20 protein-coding genes, 4 tRNA genes and 2 rRNA genes are annotated in these 26,336 nt (G+C 54.6%); all 26 read right to left on the minus strand.

The window, feature by feature from the left end:
* Positions 1-9: 9 nt before the first annotated feature.
* Complete coding sequence (rplB, locus tag PFLCHA0_RS31455) at positions 10-834, minus strand: 50S ribosomal protein L2 (RefSeq protein ID WP_011063775.1); 825 nt, start codon at positions 832-834, stop codon at positions 10-12.
* A 14-nt stretch (positions 835-848) separates the two neighbouring features.
* Complete coding sequence (gene rplW, locus PFLCHA0_RS27575) at positions 849-1,148, minus strand: 50S ribosomal protein L23 (RefSeq protein ID WP_002555488.1); 300 nt, start codon at positions 1,146-1,148, stop codon at positions 849-851.
* Positions 1,145-1,747, minus strand: a complete 603-nt coding sequence (rplD, locus tag PFLCHA0_RS27580) for a 50S ribosomal protein L4 (protein WP_007924200.1) — start codon at positions 1,745-1,747, stop codon at positions 1,145-1,147. The genes rplW and rplD overlap by 4 nt, the downstream gene beginning before the upstream one ends.
* 12 nt (positions 1,748-1,759) lie before the next feature.
* Positions 1,760-2,395 (minus strand): 50S ribosomal protein L3, encoded by a 636-nt coding sequence (gene rplC / locus PFLCHA0_RS27585; protein WP_007924205.1) that lies wholly within the window; start codon positions 2,393-2,395, stop codon positions 1,760-1,762.
* A gap of 80 nt (positions 2,396-2,475) precedes the next feature.
* Positions 2,476-2,787 (minus strand): 30S ribosomal protein S10, encoded by a 312-nt coding sequence (gene rpsJ / locus PFLCHA0_RS27590; RefSeq protein ID WP_003186070.1) that lies wholly within the window; start codon positions 2,785-2,787, stop codon positions 2,476-2,478.
* A 140-nt stretch (positions 2,788-2,927) separates the two neighbouring features.
* Positions 2,928-4,121, minus strand: coding sequence for an elongation factor Tu (gene tuf, locus PFLCHA0_RS27595; RefSeq protein ID WP_011063776.1), 1,194 nt, complete (start codon positions 4,119-4,121; stop codon positions 2,928-2,930).
* A 34-nt stretch (positions 4,122-4,155) separates the two neighbouring features.
* Positions 4,156-6,303 (minus strand): elongation factor G, encoded by a 2,148-nt coding sequence (fusA, locus tag PFLCHA0_RS27600; RefSeq protein ID WP_011063777.1) that lies wholly within the window; start codon positions 6,301-6,303, stop codon positions 4,156-4,158.
* A gap of 30 nt (positions 6,304-6,333) precedes the next feature.
* Complete coding sequence (rpsG, locus tag PFLCHA0_RS27605; protein WP_007925959.1) at positions 6,334-6,804, minus strand: 30S ribosomal protein S7; 471 nt, start codon at positions 6,802-6,804, stop codon at positions 6,334-6,336.
* 111 nt (positions 6,805-6,915) lie between these two features.
* Positions 6,916-7,287, minus strand: a complete 372-nt coding sequence (gene rpsL / locus PFLCHA0_RS27610; RefSeq protein WP_003186084.1) for a 30S ribosomal protein S12 — start codon at positions 7,285-7,287, stop codon at positions 6,916-6,918.
* Between the two features lie 201 nt (positions 7,288-7,488).
* On the minus strand, positions 7,489-11,688 hold the full coding sequence (gene rpoC, locus PFLCHA0_RS27615) for a DNA-directed RNA polymerase subunit beta' (RefSeq protein WP_011063778.1): 4,200 nt from the start codon (positions 11,686-11,688) through the stop codon (positions 7,489-7,491).
* 64 nt (positions 11,689-11,752) lie between these two features.
* Positions 11,753-15,826 (minus strand): DNA-directed RNA polymerase subunit beta, encoded by a 4,074-nt coding sequence (gene rpoB / locus PFLCHA0_RS27620; RefSeq protein WP_011063779.1) that lies wholly within the window; start codon positions 15,824-15,826, stop codon positions 11,753-11,755.
* Between the two features lie 221 nt (positions 15,827-16,047).
* Positions 16,048-16,413: a 50S ribosomal protein L7/L12 gene (gene rplL, locus PFLCHA0_RS27625; protein WP_011063780.1), complete on the minus strand. Its 366-nt coding sequence runs from the start codon at positions 16,411-16,413 to the stop codon at positions 16,048-16,050.
* Positions 16,414-16,493: 80 nt separating this feature from the next.
* Positions 16,494-16,994, minus strand: a complete 501-nt coding sequence (gene rplJ / locus PFLCHA0_RS27630) for a 50S ribosomal protein L10 (RefSeq protein ID WP_011063781.1) — start codon at positions 16,992-16,994, stop codon at positions 16,494-16,496.
* A 198-nt stretch (positions 16,995-17,192) separates the two neighbouring features.
* Positions 17,193-17,888, minus strand: coding sequence for a 50S ribosomal protein L1 (gene rplA / locus PFLCHA0_RS27635; protein ID WP_011063782.1), 696 nt, complete (start codon positions 17,886-17,888; stop codon positions 17,193-17,195).
* A complete protein-coding gene (gene rplK, locus PFLCHA0_RS27640) occupies positions 17,888-18,319 on the minus strand; it encodes a 50S ribosomal protein L11 (RefSeq protein ID WP_003176435.1) in 432 nt (143 codons plus the stop codon). The genes rplA and rplK overlap by 1 nt, the downstream gene beginning before the upstream one ends.
* Before the next feature lie 118 nt (positions 18,320-18,437).
* Complete coding sequence (nusG, locus tag PFLCHA0_RS27645; RefSeq protein ID WP_002555501.1) at positions 18,438-18,971, minus strand: transcription termination/antitermination protein NusG; 534 nt, start codon at positions 18,969-18,971, stop codon at positions 18,438-18,440.
* A gap of 9 nt (positions 18,972-18,980) precedes the next feature.
* Positions 18,981-19,349, minus strand: coding sequence for a preprotein translocase subunit SecE (secE, locus tag PFLCHA0_RS27650; protein ID WP_011063783.1), 369 nt, complete (start codon positions 19,347-19,349; stop codon positions 18,981-18,983).
* Positions 19,350-19,394: 45 nt separating this feature from the next.
* Positions 19,395-19,470: transfer RNA gene (locus tag PFLCHA0_RS27655), tRNA-Trp, on the minus strand.
* A 54-nt stretch (positions 19,471-19,524) separates the two neighbouring features.
* Positions 19,525-20,718 (minus strand): elongation factor Tu, encoded by a 1,194-nt coding sequence (tuf, locus tag PFLCHA0_RS27660; RefSeq protein WP_015637231.1) that lies wholly within the window; start codon positions 20,716-20,718, stop codon positions 19,525-19,527.
* 84 nt (positions 20,719-20,802) lie between these two features.
* Positions 20,803-20,878, minus strand: a tRNA-Thr gene (locus tag PFLCHA0_RS27665).
* A gap of 26 nt (positions 20,879-20,904) precedes the next feature.
* Positions 20,905-20,978 (minus strand) — tRNA-Gly (locus PFLCHA0_RS27670).
* Between the two features lie 24 nt (positions 20,979-21,002).
* Positions 21,003-21,087, minus strand: a tRNA-Tyr gene (locus PFLCHA0_RS27675).
* Positions 21,088-21,229: 142 nt separating this feature from the next.
* Positions 21,230-21,676 carry a hypothetical protein gene (locus PFLCHA0_RS27680; RefSeq protein ID WP_041752638.1) on the minus strand — a complete coding sequence of 149 codons (447 nt, stop codon included), beginning with the start codon at positions 21,674-21,676 and terminating at the stop codon, positions 21,230-21,232.
* Between the two features lie 163 nt (positions 21,677-21,839).
* Positions 21,840-22,802, minus strand: coding sequence for a bifunctional biotin--[acetyl-CoA-carboxylase] ligase/biotin operon repressor BirA (birA, locus tag PFLCHA0_RS27685; protein WP_015637232.1), 963 nt, complete (start codon positions 22,800-22,802; stop codon positions 21,840-21,842).
* 168 nt (positions 22,803-22,970) lie between these two features.
* Positions 22,971-23,086 (minus strand): 5S ribosomal RNA (gene rrf, locus PFLCHA0_RS27690).
* A gap of 138 nt (positions 23,087-23,224) precedes the next feature.
* Positions 23,225-26,116, minus strand: a 23S ribosomal RNA gene (locus PFLCHA0_RS27695).
* Positions 26,117-26,336 lie beyond the last annotated feature (220 nt).

A 26,336-nucleotide genomic window follows, 5' to 3' on the forward strand; every position in this document is an offset into this window, starting at 1 on the left:
TCCCTCTATTTACTTGCGACGACGGACGATCATTTTGTCGGTACGCTTATTACCACGAGTCTTCGCGCCCTTAGTCGGGAAGCCCCATGGCGATACCGGATGACGACCACCAGAGGTACGACCTTCACCACCACCATGTGGGTGGTCAACCGGGTTCATGGCAACACCACGAACGGTTGGGCGAACGCCACGCCAGCGTTTGGCACCAGCTTTACCCAGCGAACGCAGGCTGTGCTCGGAGTTCGAGACTTCGCCCAGGGTCGCGCGGCATTCAGCCAGCACTTTACGCATCTCACCAGAACGCAGACGCAGGGTCACGTAGACACCTTCACGAGCGACCAGCTGAGCCGAAGCACCAGCCGAACGAGCGATTTGCGCGCCTTTACCTGGCTTCAGTTCGATGCCGTGTACGGTGCTACCAACTGGAATGTTGCGCAGTTGCAGAGCGTTGCCCGGCTTGATCGGTGCCAGAGCACCTGCGATCAGCTGGTCGCCAGCGCTCACGCCTTTAGGGGCGATGATGTAGCGACGCTCGCCATCTGCGTACAGCAGCAGAGCGATGTGAGCAGTACGGTTTGGATCGTATTCAATACGCTCGACAGTGGCAGCGATGCCATCTTTGTCGTTGCGACGGAAGTCGACCAGACGGTAATGCTGCTTATGACCACCACCAACGTGACGAGTGGTAATGCGGCCATTGTTGTTACGACCACCAGACTTCGATTTCTTCTCGAGCAGCGGTGCGTGAGGAGCGCCTTTATGCAGCTCCTGGTTGACCACCTTGACCACAAAACGGCGGCCAGGGGAAGTCGGTTTGCATTTAACGATTGCCATGATGCACCCCTTCCTTACTCAGCACTGCTGCTGAAATCGAGATCTTGGCCTGGCTGAAGGGAGATAACTGCCTTCTTCCAGTCATTACGCTTGCCCAGACCGCGAGCGGTACGCTTGCTCTTACCCAGAACGTTCAGGGTAGTAACGCGTTCCACTTTCACGCTGAACAGGCTTTCGACGGCCTTCTTGATTTCCAGCTTGGTTGCGTCAGTAGCAACCTTGAAAACGAACTGGCCTTTCTTGTCTGCCAGAACCGTAGCCTTCTCGGAAACGTGCGGGCCAAGCAGAACTTTAAATACGCGTTCCTGGTTCATCCCAGCAGCTCCTCGAATTTCTTCACGGCCGACACAGTGATCAACACTTTGTCGTATGCGATCAGACTAACTGGATCGGAACCTTGCACGTCACGAACATCAACGTGTGGCAGGTTACGAGCAGCCAGGTACAGGTTCTGATCAACAGCGTCCGACACGATCAGAACGTCGGTCAGGCTCATGTTGTTCAGCTTGCCCAGCAGATCTTTGGTTTTCGGAGTTTCAACAGCGAAATCCTGAACCACGACCAGACGATCAGTACGCACCAGCTCAGCAAGGATGGAACGCATTGCTGCGCGATACATCTTCTTGTTCAGCTTCTGGGAGTGATCCTGAGGACGAGCTGCGAAAGTGGTACCGCCGCCACGCCAGATTGGGCTACGGATAGTACCGGCACGAGCACGGCCAGTACCTTTCTGACGCCATGGGCGCTTGCCGCCACCGGAAACGTCGGAACGGGTCTTTTGCTGCTTGCTACCTTGACGGCCGCCGGCCATGTAGGCCACGACTGCTTGGTGAACCAGCGTCTCGTTGAATTCGCCGCCAAATGTCAGTTCGGAAACTTCGATCGCTTGAGCGTCATTTACATTTAATTGCATGTCAGCTTCCCCTTAACCGCGAGCCTTGGCCGCCGGACGTACAACCAGGTTGCCGCCAGTAGCGCCAGGAACAGCACCCTTGACCAACAACAGATTGCGTTCAGCGTCGACGCGCACTACTTCCAGGGACTGCACGGTCACGCGCTCAGCGCCCATATGACCGGACATTTTTTTGCCCTTGAATACACGACCAGGAGTCTGGCACTGGCCAATAGAGCCCGGGACGCGGTGGGAAACGGAGTTACCGTGGGTGTTATCTTGACCGCGGAAATTCCAACGCTTGATGGTACCGGCGAAGCCTTTACCTTTCGACTGACCGGTAACGTCTACCAGTTGGCCAGCAGCGAAGATTTCTGCATTGATCAGATCGCCAGCTTGGTACTCGCCTTCTTCAAGACGGAATTCCCAAACGCCACGACCGGCAGCAACGTTCGCTTTAGCGAAGTGACCTGCTTGAGCAGCAGTCACGCGCGAAGCACGACGCTCACCTACAGTGACCTGCACTGCACGATAGCCATCGGTTTCTTCAGTTTTGAACTGGGTGACGCGATTCGGCTCGATCTCAATGACCGTGACCGGAATGGAGACACCTTCTTCGGTGAAAATACGGGTCATACCGCATTTACGACCGACTACACCAATAGTCATGTTGTAAACCTCATGAGTGTACGGGGCTTTCACCCGCTATGGCCGCCCATTTCAGAGCGTTACACGACTAAGACCGAGTCTTAGCCGAGGCTGATCTGCACTTCCACACCTGCCGCAAGATCAAGCTTCATAAGAGCATCAACGGTTTTATCCGTTGGCTGGACGATGTCCAGTACGCGCTTATGAGTACGGATCTCGTACTGGTCACGCGCGTCTTTGTTGACGTGCGGGGAGACCAGAACGGTGAACCGCTCTTTACGGGTAGGCAGTGGAATTGGACCACGCACTTGAGCACCAGTACGTTTCGCGGTTTCCACGATTTCCTGGGTGGATTGGTCGATCAGGCGATGGTCGAAAGCCTTCAACCTGATACGGATTTGCTGATTTTGCATTGGATTTCAGACTCCAGGCTGCTATTCCCACCGGGCGCAATACGCCCGTTAAAAGGAGGCGCAATTCTATAGATGGCCCCACAGAGTGTCAACCCAATAAAAAAGCCCCCGCAAGCGGGGGCTTCTTCATGAGTCGTCGATTACTCGATGACTTTGGCTACGACGCCAGCGCCGACGGTACGACCGCCTTCACGGATAGCGAAACGCAGACCATCTTCCATCGCAATGGTTTTGATCAGAGTGACAGTCATCTGGATGTTGTCACCTGGCATTACCATTTCAACGCCTTCTGGCAGCTCGCAGTTACCAGTCACGTCAGTAGTACGGAAGTAGAACTGTGGACGGTAGCCTTTGAAGAACGGAGTATGACGGCCGCCTTCTTCCTTGCTCAGAACGTAAACTTCAGCGGTGAACTTGGTGTGCGGCTTAACGGTGCCTGGCTTAACCAGAACCTGGCCACGCTCAACGTCGTCACGCTTGGTACCACGCAGCAGAACGCCGCAGTTCTCGCCAGCACGACCTTCGTCGAGCAGCTTGCGGAACATTTCAACGCCGGTGCAGGTAGTTTTCTGAGTGTCGCGCAGACCAACGATCTCAACTTCTTCCTGGATGCGAACGATACCACGCTCAACACGGCCAGTTACCACGGTGCCACGACCGGAGATCGAGAATACGTCTTCGATTGGCATCAGGAACGGCTTGTCGATTGCACGCTCTGGCTCTGGGATGTAGGTATCCAGAGTTTCTACCAGACGCTTAACAGCGGTGGTACCCATTTCGTTGTCGTCTTGGCCGTTCAGAGCCATCAGAGCCGAACCGATGATGATCGGAGTGTCGTCACCTGGGAAGTCGTAAGTGCTCAGCAGATCGCGCACTTCCATCTCAACCAGTTCCAGCAGCTCAGCGTCGTCAACCATGTCAGCCTTGTTCAGGAAGACAACGATGTACGGAACGCCTACCTGACGGGACAGCAGGATGTGCTCACGAGTTTGTGGCATCGGACCATCGGCAGCCGAGCAAACCAGGATCGCGCCGTCCATCTGGGCAGCACCAGTGATCATGTTTTTGACGTAGTCGGCGTGACCTGGGCAGTCAACGTGCGCGTAGTGACGAATGTTCGAGTCGTACTCTACGTGCGCAGTGTTGATGGTGATACCACGAGCTTTTTCTTCTGGGGCGCTGTCGATCTTGTCGAAGTCAACACGAGCCGAACCGAAAACTTCGGAGCAAACGCGAGTCAGAGCAGCGGTCAGAGTGGTTTTACCGTGGTCAACGTGACCGATAGTGCCAACGTTGACGTGCGGTTTGTTACGTTCAAATTTTTCTTTAGCCACGACAATTAACTCCTAGCCTAAAGGGGAGACTGAATCAGCCTTGTTTTTTAACGAGAGCTTCGACGATGTTCGACGGAGCTTCGGCGTATTTGGAGAATTCCATGGAGTAGCTCGCGCGACCCTGAGACATGGAACGAACGTCAGTTGCATAACCGAACATTTCACCCAGTGGCACTTCAGCACGGATAACCTTGCCGGACACCGAGTCATCCATACCCTGAATCAGACCACGACGACGGTTCAGGTCACCCATCACGTCACCCATGTAGTCCTCTGGGGTTACAACTTCAACCTTCATGATCGGCTCGAGCACAACGCCGCCACCCTTCTGGGCCAGCTGCTTGGTCGCCATGGAGGCTGCCACCTTGAACGCCATCTCGTTGGAGTCGACGTCGTGGTAGGAACCATCAAACACGGTAGCCTTCAGGCCGATCAGCGGATAACCGGCAACGACGCCGTTCTTCATCTGCTCTTCGATACCCTTCTGGATAGCCGGGATGTATTCCTTAGGAACCACACCACCAACAACCTCGTTGGTGAAGACCAGACCTTCGGTGATGTTGCCGTTCGCATCGACGTCTGGCTCCGAGAAACGGATCCAGCAGTGACCGAACTGACCGCGACCGCCGGACTGACGAACGAACTTGCCTTCGATCTCAACGTTGCTCTTGCTGATCTTCTCGCGGTACGAAACCTGCGGCTTGCCGATGTTGGCTTCGACGTTGAACTCGCGCTTCATGCGGTCAACGAGGATGTCCAGGTGCAGCTCACCCATACCGGAGATGATGGTCTGACCAGTCTCTTCGTCGGTCTTGACGCGGAACGACGGGTCTTCCTGAGCCAGCTTGCCCAGTGCAATACCCATCTTTTCCTGGTCCTGCTTGGTTTTCGGCTCTACCGCTACCGAAATTACAGGCTCAGGGAAGTCCATACGCTCAAGAATGATCTGCTTGTCGAGATCGCACAGAGTGTCACCAGTGGTGACGTCCTTCATGCCGATCAGAGCAGCGATGTCGCCTGCACGTACTTCTTTGATCTCTTCACGCTGGTTGGCGTGCATCTGCACCATACGACCAACGCGCTCTTTCTTGCCCTTGACCGAGTTGATCACGGAGTCGCCCGAGCTCAGGAAGCCCGAGTAAACGCGCACGAAAGTCAGAGTACCAACGAACGGGTCGGTAGCAATCTTGAATGCCAGAGCCGAGAACGGTTCAGCATCGTCAGCATGACGCTCGTCGTAGTCAGCCTCTACCAGCTCATCCTTCGGCTTCTCGATGAGATCCGGATGGATACCCTTGATCGCCGGGATCTCGGTAGGAGCAGGCAGGAAGTCGATAACGGCATCGAGAACCAGGGGAACGCCCTTGTTCTTGAACGACGAACCGCAGACAGCCGGAACGATCTCGCTAGCCAGGGTGCGCGCACGCAGACCGGCCTTGATCTCTTCGACAGTCAGGTCACCTTCTTCAAGGTACTTGTTCATCAGCTCTTCGTTGGCTTCAGCAGCAGCTTCAACCATGTTGGAGCGCCACTCGTTAGCCAGGTCCAGCATATCGGCAGGAATTTCTTCCTCGCGATAGGTAGTACCCTTGTCGTCGTCGTTCCAGTAGATAGCCTTCATCTTGATCAGATCAACCTGACCTTCGAAGTTATCTTCAGCACCGATAGCCAGCTGGACCGGAACCGGGGTATGACCCAGGCGGTTCTTGATCTGGCCAACAACGCGCAGGAAGTTGGCACCAGCACGGTCCATCTTGTTCACGTAAACAACACGTGGAACACCGTACTTGTTGGCTTGACGCCATACGGTTTCAGACTGAGGCTCAACACCGGAAGTACCGCAGAACACAACGACCGCGCCGTCGAGTACACGCAGAGAGCGCTCTACTTCAATGGTGAAGTCAACGTGGCCAGGGGTATCGATAACGTTTACACGATAGTTATCGTATTGGCCGCGCGAACCTTTCCAGAAGGTAGTTACAGCAGCGGAGGTAATGGTGATACCCCGCTCCTGCTCCTGCACCATCCAGTCGGTGGTCGCAGCGCCGTCATGCACCTCACCCATCTTGTGGCTGAGACCTGTGTAGAACAGGATCCGCTCGGTAGTGGTAGTCTTGCCCGCGTCAACGTGGGCACAGATACCGATGTTACGGTAGCGGTTGATTGCTGTAGTACGAGCCATAAAGCCCTCGCAAAATGAATGATGCCGATATTAGAAGCGGTAGTGCGAGAAAGCCTTGTTGGCTTCAGCCATACGGTGAACGTCTTCACGCTTCTTAACTGCAGCACCTTTGCCTTCGGCAGCGTCCAGCAGTTCGCCAGCCAAACGCAGAGCCATAGACTTCTCGCCGCGCTTGCGGGCGAAGTCTACCAACCAGCGCATTGCCAGAGCGTTACGACGGGACGGACGAACTTCGACCGGAACCTGGTAAGTAGCACCGCCTACACGGCGCGACTTCACTTCGACCAGCGGAGCGATGGCGTCGAGAGCTTTCTCGAAGATTTCCAGGGGATCGCTGTTCTTGCGCTCTTTAACTTTTTCCAGCGCGCCATAAACGATACGCTCGGCAACGGCTTTCTTGCCGCTTTCCATTACGTGGTTCATGAACTTGGCGAGGATCTGGCTTCCGTATTTCGGATCGTCCAGAATCTCACGTTTGGCTGCTACGCGACGTCTTGGCATTGATAAGCCCTCAAACGGTCTTCAGGTTAGCTCGGGACAGTTGATCCAATGGACGCGTGCCCGACCTTACTCTTATCGACTCAATATAATTAAAAACTGCAAAACGACCGATTACTTCGGACGCTTGGTACCGTACTTCGAACGACCTTGGTTACGACCTTTAACGCCGGAAGTATCCAGGGAGCCGCGAACGGTGTGGTAACGAACACCTGGCAAGTCTTTTACACGGCCGCCGCGAATCAGTACGACGCTGTGCTCTTGCAGGTTGTGGCCTTCACCGCCGATGTACGAGGAAACCTCGAAACCGTTGGTCAGACGCACACGGCACACTTTACGCAGTGCCGAGTTAGGTTTTTTCGGCGTAGTGGTATACACGCGAGTGCACACGCCACGACGTTGCGGGCAGTTCTGCAGCGCAGGCACGTCGGATTTCTCGACGATACGCTTACGCGGCTGACGTACCAGCTGGTTGATAGTTGCCATCTACTAGCTCCACTGTTGTCTTTCGACATAAACAAAATGGCAGAGCAGGAGCTCCACCAAATTTAGGGGTACAAGAGTCTAAAGAGGATCTTGCCCCCAGTCAAGGCAAGGCCCCGGCCTCCCCGATCAGCGAACCTCGACAAAAAGTGTCTTGATTCTCAATCGAAAAAGCCGGGGCCCCGTCTCAATCTACTGCAGACCTCAATTACCGCTGGAGTTCAGCGCTTCAGTCAGTGCTGCTTCGACTTCGCTTGCGCTTACGCGCAGCGGCTTGTCTGCATCACGACGACGCTTACGCTCGCTGTGGTACGCCAGGCCAGTACCGGCCGGGATCAGACGACCCACGACCACGTTTTCTTTCAGACCACGCAGGTAGTCGCGCTTGCCAGTTACCGCCGCTTCGGTCAGTACACGGGTGGTCTCTTGGAAAGAGGCCGCCGAGATGAACGATTCGGTGGACAAGGACGCCTTGGTGATACCCAGCAGTACGCGGGTGAACTTGGCGACGAACTTGTCTTCGGTGCTCAGACGCTCGTTTTCTACCAGTACGTGAGTCAGTTCCATCTGGTCGCCCTTGATGAAGCTGGAGTCGCCGGACTCGGCGATTTCAACCTTACGCAGCATCTGACGCAGGATGGTCTCGATGTGCTTGTCGTTGATCTTCACGCCTTGCAGACGGTAAACGTCCTGGATCTCGTTGACGATGTACTTGGCCAGCGCACTGACACCCAGCAGACGCAGGATATCGTGTGGATCGCTCGGACCGTCGGAGATAACTTCGCCGCGGTTCACTTGTTCGCCTTCGAAGACGTTCAGGTGACGCCACTTCGGAATCAGCTCTTCATACGGATCGCTACCGTCGTTCGGAGTAATGACCAGACGGCGCTTGCCCTTGGTCTCTTTACCGAACGCGATGGTGCCGCTGACTTCAGCCAGAATCGACGCTTCTTTCGGACGACGAGCTTCGAACAGGTCGGCAACACGCGGCAGACCACCGGTGATGTCACGAGTCTTCGAAGTTTCTTGCGGAATACGAGCGATAACATCACCGATCGCAATCTGCGCACCGTCGGCAACACCGACCAGGGCGTTAGCCGGCAGGAAGTACTGTGCCGGTACGTCGGTACCTGGCAGCAGCAGATCCTTGCCATCCATACCCACCATCTTCACAGCAGGACGGATGTCCTTGCCGGCAGCTGGACGGTCTTTGACGTCAAGCACTTCAATGTTGGTCATACCGGTCAATTCGTCAGTCTGACGCTTGATCGTGATGCCTTCTTCCATGCCCACGTAGGTCACGGTACCTTTCATTTCGGTAACGATCGGGTGAGTGTGCGGATCCCACTTGGCCACGATAGCGCCAGCGTCGACCTTGTCACCTTCTTTAACCGAAATCACAGCACCGTACGGCAGCTTGTAACGCTCGCGCTCACGACCGAAGTCATCAGCGATTGCCAGCTCACCGGAACGGGACACAGCAACCAGGTGGCCATCCACACGCTCAACGTGCTTCAGGTTGTGCAGACGGACGGTACCGCCATTCTTCACCTGAACGCTGTCGGCTGCGGAAGTACGGCTTGCCGCACCACCAATGTGGAACGTACGCATGGTCAGCTGGGTACCCGGCTCACCGATGGATTGGGCAGCGATAACGCCGACCGCCTCACCAATGTTCACCTGGTGACCACGAGCCAGGTCACGGCCGTAGCACTTGGCGCAAATGCCATAGCGGGTTTCGCAACTGATCGGCGAACGCACGATCACTTCGTCGATGCTGTTGAGCTCGATGAATTCAACCCACTTTTCGTCTACCAGGGTGCCGGCAGGAACGATGACGTCCTCGGTACCCGGCTTGAATACGTCACGGGCGATAACACGACCCAATACGCGCTCACCCAGTGGCTCTACAACGTCGCCGCCTTCAATGTGCGGAGTCATCAGCAGGCCGTGTTCGGTGCCGCAATCGATCTCGGTTACAACCAGATCCTGCGCAACGTCCACCAGACGACGAGTCAGATAACCGGAGTTCGCAGTTTTCAACGCGGTATCCGCCAGACCTTTACGAGCACCGTGAGTCGAGATGAAGTACTGGAGTACGCTCAGACCTTCACGGAAGTTCGCAGTAATCGGCGTTTCGATGATGGAGCCGTCCGGCTTGGCCATCAGACCACGCATACCGGCCAGCTGACGGATCTGTGCTGCGGAACCCCGCGCACCCGAGTCAGCCATCATGTACATCGAGTTGAACGATTCTTGCTCGACTTCGTCGCCATTGCGGTCGATGACCTTCTCTTTCGAGAGGTTGGCCATCATCGCCTTGGATACTTCGTCGTTGGCCTTCGACCAAAGGTCGATCACTTTGTTGTACTTCTCGCCCTGGGTTACCAGGCCGGAGGCGTACTGGCTCTCGATTTCTTTCACTTCGTCGGTGGCAGCACCGATGATGCGAGCTTTTTCATCCGGGATAACGAAGTCGTTAACACCGATGGAAACGCCGGAAATGGTCGAGTAAGCGAAACCGGTGTACATCAACTGGTCAGCGAAGATCACGGTCTCTTTCAGACCAACCACGCGGTAGCACTGGTTGATCAGCTTGGAGATCGCCTTCTTCTTCATCGGCAGGTTGACGACGTCGAACGACAGGCCCTTCGGCACAACCTGGAACAGCAGAGCACGGCCGACAGTGGTGTCGACGATACGGGTGGCGCTCACGCTGCCGCCATCACGATCATTGACAGTTTCGCTGATGCGAACCTTGATCTTGGCGTGCAGAGCCGCTTCGCCGGCGCGGAATACGCGGTCGACTTCCTGCAGGTCCGCGAACACACGACCTTCGCCCTTGGCGTTGATCGCTTCACGGGTCATGTAGTACAGACCCAATACAACGTCCTGCGACGGAACGATGATTGGCTCACCGTTGGCTGGCGACAGAATGTTGTTGGTCGACATCATCAACGCACGCGCTTCCAACTGGGCTTCCAGTGTCAGCGGTACGTGCACGGCCATTTGGTCGCCGTCGAAGTCGGCGTTGTACGCAGCACAGACCAGAGGGTGCAGCTGGATAGCCTTACCTTCGATCAGTACCGGTTCAAACGCCTGGATACCCAGACGGTGAAGGGTCGGTGCACGGTTGAGGAGAACCGGGTGTTCACGGATCACTTCAGCGAGAACGTCCCAAACCTCTGGCAGTTCGCGCTCGACCATCTTCTTGGCGGCTTTGATGGTGGTGGCCAGGCCACGCATTTCCAACTTGCCGAAGATGAACGGTTTGAACAGCTCGAGAGCCATCTTCTTCGGCAGACCGCACTGGTGCAGACGCAGGGTCGGACCTACGGTAATTACCGAACGACCGGAGTAGTCAACACGCTTACCGAGCAAGTTCTGACGGAAACGACCTTGCTTACCCTTGATCATGTCAGCCAGGGATTTCAGAGGACGCTTGTTGGAACCGGTGATAGCGCGGCCACGACGACCGTTGTCGAGCAGTGCATCGACAGCTTCCTGCAACATACGCTTTTCGTTGCGCACGATGATGTCCGGAGCGGACAGATCCAGCAGGCGCTTCAAACGGTTGTTACGGTTGATCACTCGACGATACAGATCGTTGAGGTCGGAAGTCGCGAAACGACCGCCATCCAGCGGGACCAGTGGACGCAGATCTGGCGGCAGAACCGGCAGAACGGTCAGCACCATCCACTCTGGCAGGTTGCCGGAACCCTGGAAGGCTTCCATCAACTTCAGACGCTTGGACAGCTTCTTGATCTTGGTTTCCGAGTTGGTTTGCGGAATCTCTTCACGCAGACGGCCAATCTCGTGCTCCAGGTCGATAGCGTGCAGCAGCTCGCGGACAGCCTCGGCACCCATGCGGGCGTCGAAGTCATCGCCGAACTCTTCCAGCGCTTCGAAGTACTGCTCATCGTTCAGCAGCTGACCTTTTTCAAGGGTGGTCATGCCTGGATCGATAACGACGTAGCTCTCGAAGTAGAGAACGCGCTCGATATCACGCAGAGTCATGTCCATCAGCAAGCCGATACGGGACGGCAGCGATTTCAGGAACCAGATGTGGGCAACCGGCGAAGCCAGTTCGATGTGCGCCATGCGCTCACGACGAACCTTGGCCAGCGCAACTTCAACGCCGCACTTCTCGCAGATCACGCCGCGATGCTTCAAGCGCTTGTACTTACCGCACAGGCACTCGTAATCCTTTACCGGGCCAAAGATCTTGGCGCAGAACAGGCCGTCACGCTCAGGCTTGAACGTACGGTAGTTGATGGTTTCCGGCTTTTTAACTTCACCGAACGACCACGAACGGATCATCTCAGGCGAGGCCAATCCGATACGGATGGCGTCGAACTCTTCGACTTGACCCTGGTTTTTCAGCAAATTCAGTAGGTCTTTCAAGGCCTTTCCTCCTGGCGGAGCAGAGAGCGGGCAATCCTGCCCCGCTCTCGATTCGCGTCACGTGTTATTCGGTTTCCAGATCGATATCGATGCCGAGGGAACGAATTTCTTTGATCAACACGTTGAAGGACTCGGGCATGCCCGGCTCCATACGGTGATCGCCGTCCACGATGTTTTTGTACATCTTGGTACGACCGTTCACATCGTCCGACTTCACTGTGAGCATTTCTTGCAGAGTGTATGCAGCACCGTATGCTTCCAGTGCCCAGACCTCCATCTCCCCGAAACGCTGACCACCGAACTGCGCCTTACCACCCAGCGGCTGCTGGGTAACCAGGCTGTACGAACCGGTAGAACGAGCGTGCATCTTGTCGTCTACCAAGTGGTTCAGTTTCAGCATGTACATGTAGCCAACGGTAACTGGACGCTCGAACTTGTTGCCGGTACGGCCGTCGGTCAGTTGCATCTGGCCGCTTTCTGGCAGGTCTGCCAGTTTCAGCATGGCCTTGATTTCGCTTTCCTTGGCACCGTCGAACACCGGAGTGGCCATCGGAACACCGCCGCGCAGGTTGTTCGCCAGATCCAGGATCTCCTGATCGGAGAAGCTGTCCAGGTCTTCGTTGCGACCGCCGATCTGGTTGTAGATCTCGTCCAGGAAGGTACGCAGTTCTGCGACCTTGCGCTGCTCTTCGACCATGCGATTGATCTTCTCGCCCAGACCTTTGGCCGCGAGGCCCAGGTGAGTTTCGAGGATCTGACCAACGTTCATACGCGAAGGTACGCCCAGCGGGTTGAGGACTACGTCGACCGGGGTGCCATTGGCATCGTGCGGCATGTCTTCAACCGGCATGATCACGGAGACCACACCCTTGTTACCGTGACGACCGGCCATCTTGTCGCCCGGCTGGATGCGACGACGGATTGCCAGGTAGACCTTGACGATTTTCAGCACGCCAGGAGCCAGGTCATCGCCTTGCTGCAGCTTGCGCTTCTTGTCTTCGAACTTGTCGTCCAGCAGACGGCGACGATCAACGATGTAGGCCTGGGCCTTCTCGAGCTGCTCGTTCAGAGCATCTTCAGCCATGCGCAGTTTGAACCACTGGCCATGCTCAAGACCGTCGAGAACTTCATCGGTGATTTCCTGGCCTTTCTTCAGGCCGGCGCCGCCTTCGGCTTTATGGCCAACCAGAGCGGAGCGCAGACGTTCGAAGGTCGCACCTTCAACGATACGGAACTCTTCGTTCAGGTCCTTGCGGATCTCGTCCAGCTGGCTCTTCTCGATCGACAGTGCACGAGCATCACGCTCAACGCCGTCGCGAGTGAAGACCTGTACGTCGATAACAGTGCCCTTGGTACCAGTAGGCACACGCAGGGAAGTGTCTTTAACGTCGCTGGCTTTTTCACCGAAGATCGCACGCAGCAGTTTCTCTTCCGGAGTCAGCTGGGTCTCGCCTTTCGGAGTGACCTTGCCCACCAGGATGTCGCCTGCGCCAACTTCAGCACCTACATAAACGATACCGGCTTCGTCCAGCTTGTTCAGTGCAGCCTCACCCACGTTCGGGATGTCTGCAGTGATTTCCTCTGGGCCAAGCTTGGTGTCACGAGCCACACAGGTCAGTTCCTGGATGTGGATCGTGGTGAAACGGTCTTCCTGAACCACACGCTCGGACAGGCAGATGGAGTCTTCGAAGTTGAAGCCGTTCCACGCCATGAACGCGATACGCATGTTCTGACCCAGTGCCAGCTCACCCATGTCGGTGGACGGACCATCGGCCATGATGTCGCTGCGCTGAACCCGATCACCCTTGCTCACCAGCGGACGCTGGTTGATGCAGGTGTTCTGGTTGGAGCGGGTGTACTTGGTCAGGTTGTAGATGTCGACACCGGCTTCACCGGTTTCAACTTCGTCATCAGCAACACGAACCACAATACGGCTGGCATCGACCGAGTCGATCACACCGCCACGACGAGCCACGACGCAAACGCCGGAGTCACGGGCAACGTTGCGCTCCATGCCGGTACCTACCAGCGGCTTGTCAGCACGCAGGGTCGGTACAGCCTGACGCTGCATGTTGGAACCCATCAATGCACGGTTGGCGTCGTCGTGCTCGAGGAACGGAATCAGCGACGCTGCAACCGAAACTACCTGCTTCGGCGAAACGTCCATCAAGGTGACGTCTTCCGGCGCCTTGACGGTGAATTCGTTCAAGTGACGAACAGCTACCAGCTCATCGACCAACTGACCTTTGTCGTTCATCGTCGCCGAAGCCTGGGCGATAACGTGATCGGCCTCTTCGATAGCGGACAGGAACACGATCTCGTCGGTTACCAGAGCGTCTTTCACCACACGGTACGGGCTCTCGAGGAAGCCGTACTGGTTGGTGCGCGCATAGGCCGCCAGGGAGTTGATCAGACCGATGTTCGGACCTTCCGGCGTTTCAATCGGGCATACACGACCGTAGTGGGTCGGGTGTACGTCACGGACTTCGAAGCCTGCACGCTCACGGGTCAGACCACCTGGGCCAAGTGCAGAAACACGGCGCTTGTGGGTGATCTCGGACAGCGGGTTGTTCTGGTCCATGAACTGGGACAGCTGGCTGGAACCGAAGAACTCTTTCACTGCCGCAGCCACTGGCTTGGCATTGATCAGGTCTTGCGGCATCAGGCCTTCGCTTTCAGCCATCGACAGGCGCTCTTTGACCGCACGCTCTACACGCACCAGGCCAACGCGGAACTGGTTCTCGGCCATTTCGCCAACACAGCGAACACGACGGTTACCCAGGTGGTCGATGTCGTCGACAATGCCTTTACCGTTACGGATGTCGACCAGAGTCTTCAGTACGGCAACGATGTCTTCTTTGCACAGAACGCCGGAACCTTCGATCTCGGTACGACCGATACGACGGTTGAACTTCATCCGGCCAACGGCGGACAGATCATACCGCTCAGGGCTGAAGAACAGGTTGTTGAACAAAGTCTCGGCAGCATCTTTGGTCGGTGGCTCGCCAGGACGCATCATGCGATAGATCTCGACCAGGGCTTCCAATTGGTTGCTGGTGGAGTCGATCTTCAGAGTGTCAGAGACGAACGGACCGCAGTCGATGTCGTTGGTGTACAGAGTCTCGATGCGAACGACCTGAGCCTTGGCGATTTTTGCCAGGATCTCGGTGTTCAGCTCGGTGTTGCACTCTGCCAGGATTTCACCGGTAGCCGGGTGCACGATAGCCTTGGCGGTGGTACGACCCAGGACGTAGTCCAGAGGTACATCCAGCTCTTTGATACCGGCTTTTTCCAGCTGGTTGATGTGACGAGCGGTGATACGACGACCCTGCTCGACAATAACCTTGCCCTTGTCATCCTGGATGTCCAGAACGGCAATCTCACCACGCAGGCGCTGAGGCACCAGCTCCAGGCTCAGGCTCTCGCCTTTCACGTGGAATACGTTGGTGGTGTAGAAAGCGTCCAGCACTTCTTCAGTGGTATAGCCCAGCGCGCGCAGCAGAACCGATGCCGGCAGCTTGCGACGACGGTCGATACGGACGAACACGCAGTCTTTCGGGTCGAACTCGAAGTCCAGCCACGAACCGCGGTAAGGAATGATCCGCGCGGAATACAGCAGCTTACCGGAGCTGTGCGTCTTGCCACGGTCGTGGTCGAAGAATACGCCAGGGGAGCGGTGCAGCTGGGAAACGATTACACGCTCGGTACCGTTGATTACGAAGGTACCGTTCTCAGTCATCAGGGGAATTTCACCCATGTAGACTTCTTGCTCTTTGATGTCCTTGATCGCTTTGTTCGACGATTCTTTGTCGAAAATGATCAGACGGACTTTTACCCGCAAAGGTACGGCGTAAGTTACACCACGCAACACGCATTCTTTAACATCAAACGCCGGTTCGCCCAGGCGATAACCGACATACTCCAACGCAGCATTGCCGGAGTAGCTGATGATCGGGAAAACGGATTTGAAGGCCGCATGCAGGCCCACGTCGCGGAACTGATCTTTAGTCGCTCCCGCTTGCAAGAATTCACGATACGAATCCAGCTGGATGGCCAGGAGGTACGGCACATCCATGACGTCCGGCAACTTGCTAAAGTCCTTGCGGATACGTTTTTTCTCAGTATATGAGTAAGCCATCAGCGTTCCCCAGCTTGGTCACCTGCTTATTCGGCTCCTCCCGACGGGAGCAGCCAGAAAATCGTGCAAACCCTTTGGTTTGCGCCACCGCACAGGGTGGGCTACAGCACGTTACTGGCACCGACCCAGTCGGTCGCCAATAACGGAAAAAGGCCGGTGGCAAAAGCCACCAGCCATCAGCCGTTCGCTTAACGCTTGGGCTGGAGACACAAAGTCGATGCTTACTTGAGCTCGACTTTAGCGCCTGCTTCTTCCAGAGCTGCTTTGGCTTTGTCAGCTGCTTCTTTAGCAACAGCTTCCAGAACCATGGCAGGAGCGCCGTCAACTACAGCCTTGGCTTCTTTCAGGCCCAGACCGGTCAGTTCACGTACAGCCTTGATCACGTTAACTTTCTTCTCGCCAGCTTCGGTCAGCATGACGTTGAATTCAGTTTGCTCTTCAACAACAGCGGCAGCAGCAGCTGGGCCAGCAGCGGCAACAGCAGCGGTAACGCCGAAGGTTTCTTCCATTGCTTTGATCAGCTCAACAACTTCCAGAACGGTTTTCTGGCCGATTGCTTCGATGATTTGCTCGTTAGTCAGAGACATGACTATAAATTCCTGTATTGGGGTGACAGCCTACGCAGCCATCAAATTAAACATATGATTTTGAAAGGGCTTGCAGTGCCTTAGGCAGCAGCAGCTTCTTTCTGGTCGCGAATAGCCGCCAGAGTACGAGCCAGCTTGCTGGTAGCGCCTTGAATCACGCTCATCAGCTTCGCAATAGCTTCGTCGCGAGTTGGCAGCGAAGCCAACACGTCGATCTCGTTTGCTGCGAGGTACTTGCCCTCGAACGCAGCTGCCTTGATCTCGAACTTTTCCTGACCCTTTGCGAACTCTTTGAAAATACGAGCGGCAGCGCCCGGATGTTCCTTGGAGAATGCAATCAGGGTAGGGCCGACGAACGCGTCGTTGAGCACGTCATATTGAGTGCCTTCAACAGCGCGCTTGAGCAGGGTGTTACGTACGACACGTACATAAACACCAGCTTCGCGGGCCTCTTTACGGAGTCCGGTCATAGCGCCTACTGTCACACCACGGGCATCAGCCACGACAGCGGACAGAGCGGCTTTGGCAGCCTCGTTGACTTCAGCGACGATGGCCTTCTTGTCTTCGAGTTTAATTGCCACGGGTTTAACTCCTGCTTGTTACCGTTTCATCCAACCGGAGCTGGATGTCGTTTTGGTGTCTGATTCGGTAAGGAACCGGGAGCACCATCTGCGTAGGCTTGAGGTTTAAGACTTGCGTCGCCTACGGTCTTGGATAGCCCCCGCCAGGCAGGGACCCCAATTTTTCAGCACGCGCAATTGCTTGCACGCGCTTGTGTCTTATACGTCCAGCGAACCCTGGTCGATGACCAGACCTGGGCCCATAGTGGTGCTCAGGGTAACGCGCTTGACGTAGATGCCTTTCGAAGAAGCTGGCTTGATACGCTTCAGGTCAGCGATTAGGGCTTCAACGTTTTCCTTCAGCTTGACGGCGTCGAAGCCGACCTTGCCAACGGAAGTGTGGATGATGCCGTTTTTGTCGGTGCGATAGCGAACCTGACCAGCCTTGGCGTTCTTAACTGCCGAAGCTACGTCTGGCGTAACGGTACCGACTTTCGGGTTAGGCATCAGGCCGCGAGGACCCAGAACCTGACCCAGCTGACCCACAACGCGCATTGCATCCGGGGAAGCAATAACCACGTCATAGTTCAGGTCGCCGCCTTTCATTTCGGCAGCCAGATCGTCCATACCTACGCGGTCTGCACCGGCAGCCAGAGCAGCTTCAGCTGCTGGGCCCTGGGTGAACACAGCTACACGTACAGTCTTGCCAGTGCCGTGTGGCAGCACAGTAGCGCTACGAACAACCTGGTCAGATTTACGTGGGTCTACGCCCAGGTTCACAGCAACGTCTACGGACTCGCTGAACTTAACGGTCGACAGCTCGGTCAGGAGAGCGGCGGCTTCTACGAAGTTGTAGGCCTTGCCTGCTTCAATCTTGCCGGCGATAGCCTTTTGGCGCTTGGTCAGCTTAGCCATTACACACCCTCCACGTTAAGGCCCATGCTACGAGCAGAACCGGCGATAGTACGCACGGCTGCATCCATATCAGCTGCAGTCAGATCCGCGTTTTTGGTTTTCGCGATTTCTTCCAGCTGAGCACGGGTAACAGTGCCAACCTTAACGGTGTTTGGACGAGCGGAACCGCTGGTCAGGCCAGCAGCTTTCTTCAGCAGAACCGAAGCGGGGGTGCTCTTAGTTTCGAAAGTGAAGCTGCGGTCACTGTAAACAGTGATGATCACAGGAGTCGGCAGGCCTGGCTCAAGACCCTGAGTACGGGCGTTGAAAGCTTTGCAGAACTCCATGATGTTCACGCCGTGCTGACCCAGAGCTGGACCAACGGGTGGACTTGGGTTGGCCTGAGCGGCCTTAACTTGCAGCTTGATGTAAGCAGTAATCTTCTTAGCCATGAGGCACTCCAATTACGGGTTCAGACGCCCAGATAGGCTCCCCGGTTACTTGCGCGTTTATCCCAGTGACGACAAAACCCCACAGCCTAAGGCTGCGGGGTATGGGATTCTCGTTCAGTTATGCCTTCTCGACCTGACTGAACTCTAGCTCTACCGGAGTAGAGCGACCGAAAATGAGCACTGCCACCTGAATGCGGCTCTTTTCGTAGTTAACTTCTTCAACCGTACCGTTAAAGTCAGCGAATGGGCCGTCAGTAACACGGACCACCTCACCCGGCTCAAACAGGGTCTTAGGCTTGGGCTTGTCGCTGCCATCAGCAACACGACGCAGAATCGCTTCCGCTTCTTTGTCAGTGATAGGAGCCGGCTTATCGGCAGTACCACCAATAAAGCCCATGACACGAGGAGTGTCCTTGACCAAGTGCCAAGTACCCTCATTCATGTCCATCTGTACCAGCACATAGCCTGGAAAGAATTTACGCTCGCTTTTGCGCTTCTGGCCATTGCGCATCTCAACCACTTCTTCAGTGGGGACCAGAATCTCGCCGAAGCCATCTTCCATGCCAGCCAGCTTCACACGCTCGATCAACGAACGCATTACATGCTTCTCGTAACCCGAGTAAGCATGCACAACGTACCAACGCTTAGCCACGGGACACCCTTAGCCAACAATCAAGGAAACAAGCCAGCCGAGCAGGGAATCTAGCCCCCACAACAGCAACGCCATGACCAGAACCACAGCCACAACAATCAATGTGGTCTGCGTGGTCTCTTGGCGAGTTGGCCATACGACTTTACGAATCTCAGTGCGCGCTTCCTTAACCAAGACAAAGAACGACTTACCCTTGGCAGTCTGCAAACCAACGAAGGCAGCAACTGCAGCAATGACAAGTAGCGCCAAGACGCGGTACAGGATCGGCGAAGCAGAGTAGTACTGATTGCCAACAACACCAACAATCACCAAGGCAACAACAACCAGCCACTTGAGCAGATCGAAGCGAGAGCCTTGAGCTTCAGCCTTAGGAGTCATCTATGAAGATCCTGTGAAAAGAAAGCCAGACACATTGAGTGAATCTGGCAGGTCAGGAGGGAATCGAACCCCCAACCTACGGTTTTGGAGACCGTCGCTCTGCCAATTGAGCTACTGACCTAAAAACAAAATCAGGCCGACCATTATGTCGGCCCGATGGAGATATATCAAGAACTTATTCGATGACTTTGGCTACGACGCCAGCGCCGACGGTACGACCGCCTTCACGGATAGCGAAACGCAGACCATCTTCCATCGCAATGGTTTTGATCAGAGTGACAGTCATCTGGATGTTGTCACCTGGCATTACCATTTCAACGCCTTCTGGCAGCTCGCAGTTACCAGTCACGTCAGTAGTACGGAAGTAGAACTGTGGACGGTAGCCTTTGAAGAACGGAGTATGACGGCCGCCTTCTTCCTTGCTCAGAACGTAAACTTCAGCGGTGAACTTGGTGTGCGGCTTAACGGTGCCTGGCTTAACCAGAACCTGGCCACGCTCAACGTCGTCACGCTTGGTACCACGCAGCAGAACGCCGCAGTTCTCGCCAGCACGACCTTCGTCGAGCAGCTTGCGGAACATTTCAACGCCGGTGCAGGTAGTTTTCTGAGTGTCGCGCAGACCAACGATCTCAACTTCTTCCTGGATGCGAACGATACCACGCTCAACACGGCCAGTTACCACGGTGCCACGACCGGAGATCGAGAATACGTCTTCGATTGGCATCAGGAACGGCTTGTCGATTGCACGCTCTGGCTCTGGGATGTAGGTATCCAGAGTTTCTACCAGACGCTTAACAGCGGTGGTACCCATTTCGTTGTCGTCTTGGCCGTTCAGAGCCATCAGAGCCGAACCGATGATGATCGGAGTGTCGTCACCTGGGAATTCGTAAGTGCTCAGCAGATCGCGCACTTCCATCTCAACCAGTTCCAGCAGCTCAGCGTCGTCAACCATGTCAGCCTTGTTCAGGAAGACAACGATGTACGGAACGCCTACCTGACGGGACAGCAGGATGTGCTCACGAGTTTGTGGCATCGGACCATCGGCAGCCGAGCAAACCAGGATCGCGCCGTCCATCTGGGCAGCACCAGTGATCATGTTTTTGACGTAGTCGGCGTGACCTGGGCAGTCAACGTGCGCGTAGTGACGAATGTTCGAGTCGTACTCTACGTGCGCAGTGTTGATGGTGATACCACGAGCTTTTTCTTCTGGGGCGCTGTCGATCTTGTCGAAGTCAACACGAGCCGAACCGAAAACTTCGGAGCAAACGCGAGTCAGAGCAGCGGTCAAAGTGGTTTTACCGTGGTCAACGTGACCGATAGTACCCACGTTAACGTGCGGCTTATTACGTTCGAACTTTTCCTTAGCCATCGAAATCACCCCTAGGAGAAGAATTGAGCAAGTCACCCAAGCCATTAAAACAAAGGCAGATATTTTCATATCTGCCTTGTTATATGGAGCTCTTGAGCGGATTTGAACCGCTGACCTCACCCTTACCAAGGGTGTGCTCTACCAACTGAGCTACAAGAGCGTAACACTTTGCAAAACCTGCAAACTTGGAGCGGGTAGCGGGAATCGAACCCGCATCATCAGCTTGGAAGGCTGAGGTTCTACCACTAAACTATACCCGCGGAGCCTGCAGCTCTCGCTAAATCTGGTGGAGGGGGAAGGATTCGAACCTTCGAAGTCGTAGACGTCAGATTTACAGTCTGATCCCTTTGGCCGCTCGGGAACCCCTCCTAAGCGAGGCGACATTCTATATCATGCCACCCTTCTGTCAAGCATTTTCTCAATAAAATCTTGAGGTTAGCTGCGTTGACCTCGCTTCGCGACGTTGACTTCGTGAAGTCTTCGCTGCGGAGCGGGCGCCATTCTATGCAACCTATTCGACAGTTGCAACCCCCTCGCAAGGCATTATTTTATGTTTTAACTCATTGAATTCTTTAGCAAGGTTCTGCAGTTGCAGATCATCCAGCAAATGCTTGCTCTCGGGAGTCACACGAAGCCAAAAACCAGAAGAACCAGAAACACTCAAGGACTGCAGCCTGACATCAGCCCCCAGCCCTACCAGCCGCTGCTCCAACATCTGAGCCGTATCACGACGAGCAAAGCCCCCCAGGTAAAGACAGCTTGCATCAACCTCCCCTGACTTACCCTTATCCCGCCGCTCGACCGAATCAGAAGACTCACTCAACAAACGGATATCTTGCTGAGTACCTCGATAGAGCGAGAGAGGCATGACCTCTTTCGCACGAAGCGGCGCTTCCTGCTGATGCCAGATGTAATAAAAGCAATTGAGGACCAATAACAACAGAAACAACCAGCGCATAAAAACCTCAAGACAGAGGACAAGGCTTAAACAACTCGAAAAGATGGATCACGTACAAGCTGATCTTGCGGAACCGATGCAACACTCAAAGTCCCACCCCACACAAGGAATCAGCCCCTACCTCCTAGCCGTAGATCGCGCAAGCGCACATTGATGGCCGAACTCATGAGCCATCACGCAACCTTAGACTGAGCTCCCCGCCGCTATACGTTTTCTCCTCCCCCTCAACGCTCAACCGCAAAGCTCCTTGGCGATCAATACCCAACACAACACCATCGATCTTATTTACGCCCGCGATCAGAGACACAGCACGCCCCTGCCAGAGGTGACCTTGCTCCCACTCGCCCTGGATCGCGGAGAAGCCATTCAGCCGATGACGCTCCAGATAAGACACAAGAACCTCATTCAATCGAGCAACAAGCTGATTGCGATCAATAACCTTGCCAGACTCCAACCTAACCGAAGTCCACTCCTGATCGATCTCTTCAGCGCTTTGCATATTCACATTGATCCCAATGCCCAGGACCACATGACACACATCCGCAGGATCACCCACCAACTCCAAAAGTATCCCCGCGACCTTCTTCTGACCAACCAAAACATCATTTGGCCACTTCAAACCCGCATCAGGAATTCCATACTCACGAAGGGTATGCATGACTGCCAACCCAACGACCAGGCTAAGCCCTTCCAATTGCCGGAGACCTCCGTCCATACGCAAGACGAGGCTGTAATAGATATTTTCGGCAAAAGGGCTTACCCACTTACGACCACGACGGCCTCGCCCCACCGTCTGGCGCTCAGCTAGCACAAGAAAAGGAGCCACACTCCCTTCTTCAATGGATCGCAGCGCCTGTGCATTCGTGGAGTCGATAGAGTCGAGAATTCGGATATCCCAGGAGCCACTGGAAATAGAGGAGCGGCCTATCTCAGCACTGCTCAGCAATGTGATTGGAGTGGCCAGCTGGTAACCGCGGCCTCGCACCTTATGAATGACAAGCCCCAACTCCGCCTCAAGAAGCTGTAACTGCTTCCATATAGCACTACGGCTAACACCCAGCGCCTGACCGAGCGCCTGACCCGAGTGAAATCGCCCATCTTTCAGAAGCTCTAACAACGTCGACATGCAGTTTCCGCCTCACCATGAGGCAGGCATGATAGCCATGCCCAGCGCTATTGCATAGAAACCCCCACCTGACGAGCAAGTCGATCGAGACAGCAAAAAATCAAACCCATTTTTCGCGCGCAAAAACAAAACCCCAACTGCATGTGCAGTTGGGGTTTCGGAATTTAATCTTGACGATGACCTACTCTCACATGGGGAAACCCCACACTACCATCGGCGATGCATCGTTTCACTTCTGAGTTCGGGATGGGATCAGGTGGTTCCAACGCTCTATGGTCGTCAAGAAATTCGGTAGCCAGTCCGTTGCTTGTGCAACGTGCCAGCGAATGGGTATGTAATAGATTTGTGTGTTCGCAAACTTTCGGTTTGTATCGTCTTCACACACCGCAACTCGCTTCTTAAGCAAATTGCTTGGGTGTTATATGGTCAAGCCTCACGGGCAATTAGTATTGGTTAGCTCAACGCCTCACAGCGCTTACACACCCAACCTATCAACGTCGTAGTCTTCGACGGCCCTTTAGGGAACTCAAGGTTCCAGTGAGATCTCATCTTGAGGCAAGTTTCCCGCTTAGATGCTTTCAGCGGTTATCTTTTCCGAACATAGCTACCCGGCAATGCCACTGGCGTGACAACCGGAACACCAGAGGTTCGTCCACTCCGGTCCTCTCGTACTAGGAGCAGCCCCTCTCAAATCTCAAACGTCCACGGCAGATAGGGACCGAACTGTCTCACGACGTTCTAAACCCAGCTCGCGTACCACTTTAAATGGCGAACAGCCATACCCTTGGGACCGGCTTCAGCCCCAGGATGTGATGAGCCGACATCGAGGTGCCAAACACCGCCGTCGATATGAACTCTTGGGCGGTATCAGCCTGTTATCCCCGGAGTACCTTTTATCCGTTGAGCGATGGCCCTTCCATACAGAACCACCGGATCACTAAGACCTACTTTCGTACCTGCTCGACGTGTCTGTCTCGCAGTCAAGCGCGCTTTTGCCTTTATACTCTACGACCGATTTCCGACCGGTCTGAGCGCACCTTCGTACTCCTCCGTTACTCTTTAGGAGGAGACCGCCCCAGTCAAACTACCCACCATACACTGTCCTCGATCCGGATAACGGACCTGAGTTAGAACCTCAAAGTTGCCAGGGTGGTATTTCAAGGATGGCTCCACGCAAACTGGCGTTCACGCTTCAAAGCCTCCCACCTATCCTACACAAGCAAATTCAAAGTCCAGTGCAAAGCTATAGTAAAGGTTCACGGGGTCTTTCCGTCTAGCCGCGGATACACTGCATCTTCACAGCGATTTCAATTTCACTGAGTCTCGGGTGGAGACAGCGCCGCCATCGTTACGCCATTCGTGCAGGTCGGAACTTACCCGACAAGGAATTTCGCTACCTTAGGACCGTTATAGTTACGGCCGCCGTTTACCGGGGCTTCGATCAAGAGCTTCGCGTTAGCTAACCCCATCAATTAACCTTCCGGCACCGGGCAGGCGTCACACCCTATACGTCCACTTTCGTGTTTGCAGAGTGCTGTGTTTTTAATAAACAGTCGCAGCGGCCTGGTATCTTCGACCGGCATGAGCTTACGGAGCAAGTCCTTCACCCTCACCGGCGCACCTTCTCCCGAAGTTACGGTGCCATTTTGCCTAGTTCCTTCACCCGAGTTCTCTCAAGCGCCTTGGTATTCTCTACCCAACCACCTGTGTCGGTTTGGGGTACGGTTCCTAGTTATCTGAAGCTTAGAAGCTTTTCTTGGAAGCATGGCATCAACCACTTCGTCACCTAAAAGGTAACTCGTCATCAGCTCTCGGCCTTAGAACCCCGGATTTACCTAAGATTCCAGCCTACCACCTTAAACTTGGACAACCAACGCCAAGCTGGCCTAGCCTTCTCCGTCCCTCCATCGCAATAACTAGAAGTACAGGAATATTAACCTGTTTTCCATCGACTACGCTTTTCAGCCTCGCCTTAGGGACCGACTAACCCTGCGTCGATTAACGTTGCGCAGGAAACCTTGGTCTTTCGGCGTGGGTGTTTTTCACACCCATTGTCGTTACTCATGTCAGCATTCGCACTTCTGATACCTCCAGCAAGCTTCTCAACTCACCTTCACAGGCTTACAGAACGCTCCTCTACCGCATCACTTACGTGATACCCGTAGCTTCGGTGTATGGTTTGAGCCCCGTTACATCTTCCGCGCAGGCCGACTCGACTAGTGAGCTATTACGCTTTCTTTAAAGGGTGGCTGCTTCTAAGCCAACCTCCTAGCTGTCTAAGCCTTCCCACATCGTTTCCCACTTAACCATAACTTTGGGACCTTAGCTGACGGTCTGGGTTGTTTCCCTTTTCACGACGGACGTTAGCACCCGCCGTGTGTCTCCCATGCTCGGCACTTGTAGGTATTCGGAGTTTGCATCGGTTTGGTAAGTCGGGATGACCCCCTAGCCGAAACAGTGCTCTACCCCCTACAGTGATACATGAGGCGCTACCTAAATAGCTTTCGAGGAGAACCAGCTATCTCCGAGCTTGATTAGCCTTTCACTCCGATCCACAGGTCATCCGCTAACTTTTCAACGGTAGTCGGTTCGGTCCTCCAGTCAGTGTTACCTAACCTTCAACCTGCCCATGGATAGATCGCCCGGTTTCGGGTCTATTCCCAGCGACTAGACGCCCTATTAAGACTCGCTTTCGCTACGCCTCCCCTATTCGGTTAAGCTTGCCACTGAAAATAAGTCGCTGACCCATTATACAAAAGGTACGCAGTCACAGAACAAAGTCTGCTCCCACTGCTTGTACGCATACGGTTTCAGGATCTATTTCACTCCCCTCTCCGGGGTTCTTTTCGCCTTTCCCTCACGGTACTAGTTCACTATCGGTCAGTCAGTAGTATTTAGCCTTGGAGGATGGTCCCCCCATATTCAGACAAGGTTTCTCGTGCCCCGTCCTACTCGATTTCATGACTAAGAGATTTTCGCGTACAGGGCTATCACCCACTATGGCCGCACTTTCCAGAGCGTTCCGCTAATCTCAAAGCCACTTAAGGGCTAGTCCCCGTTCGCTCGCCACTACTAAGGGAATCTCGGTTGATTTCTTTTCCTCAGGGTACTTAGATGTTTCAGTTCCCCTGGTTCGCCTCTTGCACCTATGTATTCAGTACAAGATAACCATCTTATGATGGCTGGGTTCCCCCATTCAGAGATCTCCGGATCAAAGTCTGTTTGCCGACTCCCCGAAGCTTATCGCAGGCTACCACGTCTTTCATCGCCTCTGACTGCCAAGGCATCCACCGTATGCGCTTCTTCACTTGACCATATAACCCCAAGCAATCTGGTTATACTATGAAGACGACATTCGCCGAAAATTTGCATTCTTAATTAAAAGAGAACTCACAAATTTTACCTTAGCCTGATCCGTTACCAGTGAAAGTAACGTTCAGTCTATCTTTCTATCACATACCCAAATTTTTAAAGAACGATCTAATCAAAAGACTAGAAATCAACATTCAAAGTGAATGCTCATTTCTAAGCTTT

Source organism: Pseudomonas protegens CHA0 (genome assembly GCF_000397205.1).
GTDB classification, from domain to species: Bacteria; Pseudomonadota; Gammaproteobacteria; order Pseudomonadales; family Pseudomonadaceae; genus Aquipseudomonas; species Aquipseudomonas protegens.

What these genes read in the sequence shown, in the direction of transcription:
- rplB (WP_011063775.1), bottom strand. Translation starts at nt 834, where the DNA reads ATGGCAATCGTTAAATGCAAACCGACTTCCCCTGGCCGCCGTTTTGTG.
- rplW (WP_002555488.1), bottom strand. Translation starts at nt 1,148, where the DNA reads ATGAACCAGGAACGCGTATTTAAAGTTCTGCTTGGCCCGCACGTTTCC.
- rplD (WP_007924200.1), bottom strand. Translation starts at nt 1,747, where the DNA reads ATGCAATTAAATGTAAATGACGCTCAAGCGATCGAAGTTTCCGAACTG.
- rplC (WP_007924205.1), bottom strand. Translation starts at nt 2,395, where the DNA reads ATGACTATTGGTGTAGTCGGTCGTAAATGCGGTATGACCCGTATTTTC.
- rpsJ (WP_003186070.1), bottom strand. Translation starts at nt 2,787, where the DNA reads ATGCAAAATCAGCAAATCCGTATCAGGTTGAAGGCTTTCGACCATCGC.
- fusA (WP_011063777.1), bottom strand. Translation starts at nt 6,303, where the DNA reads ATGGCTCGTACTACAGCAATCAACCGCTACCGTAACATCGGTATCTGT.
- rpsG (WP_007925959.1), bottom strand. Translation starts at nt 6,804, where the DNA reads ATGCCAAGACGTCGCGTAGCAGCCAAACGTGAGATTCTGGACGATCCG.
- rpsL (WP_003186084.1), bottom strand. Translation starts at nt 7,287, where the DNA reads ATGGCAACTATCAACCAGCTGGTACGTCAGCCGCGTAAGCGTATCGTC.
- rpoB (WP_011063779.1), bottom strand. Translation starts at nt 15,826, where the DNA reads ATGGCTTACTCATATACTGAGAAAAAACGTATCCGCAAGGACTTTAGC.
- rplL (WP_011063780.1), bottom strand. Translation starts at nt 16,413, where the DNA reads ATGTCTCTGACTAACGAGCAAATCATCGAAGCAATCGGCCAGAAAACC.
- rplA (WP_011063782.1), bottom strand. Translation starts at nt 17,888, where the DNA reads ATGGCTAAGCTGACCAAGCGCCAAAAGGCTATCGCCGGCAAGATTGAA.
- rplK (WP_003176435.1), bottom strand. Translation starts at nt 18,319, where the DNA reads ATGGCTAAGAAGATTACTGCTTACATCAAGCTGCAAGTTAAGGCCGCT.
- secE (WP_011063783.1), bottom strand. Translation starts at nt 19,349, where the DNA reads ATGACTCCTAAGGCTGAAGCTCAAGGCTCTCGCTTCGATCTGCTCAAG.
- tuf (WP_015637231.1), bottom strand. Translation starts at nt 20,718, where the DNA reads ATGGCTAAGGAAAAGTTCGAACGTAATAAGCCGCACGTTAACGTGGGT.
- PFLCHA0_RS27680 (WP_041752638.1), bottom strand. Translation starts at nt 21,676, where the DNA reads ATGCGCTGGTTGTTTCTGTTGTTATTGGTCCTCAATTGCTTTTATTAC.
- birA (WP_015637232.1), bottom strand. Translation starts at nt 22,802, where the DNA reads ATGTCGACGTTGTTAGAGCTTCTGAAAGATGGGCGATTTCACTCGGGT.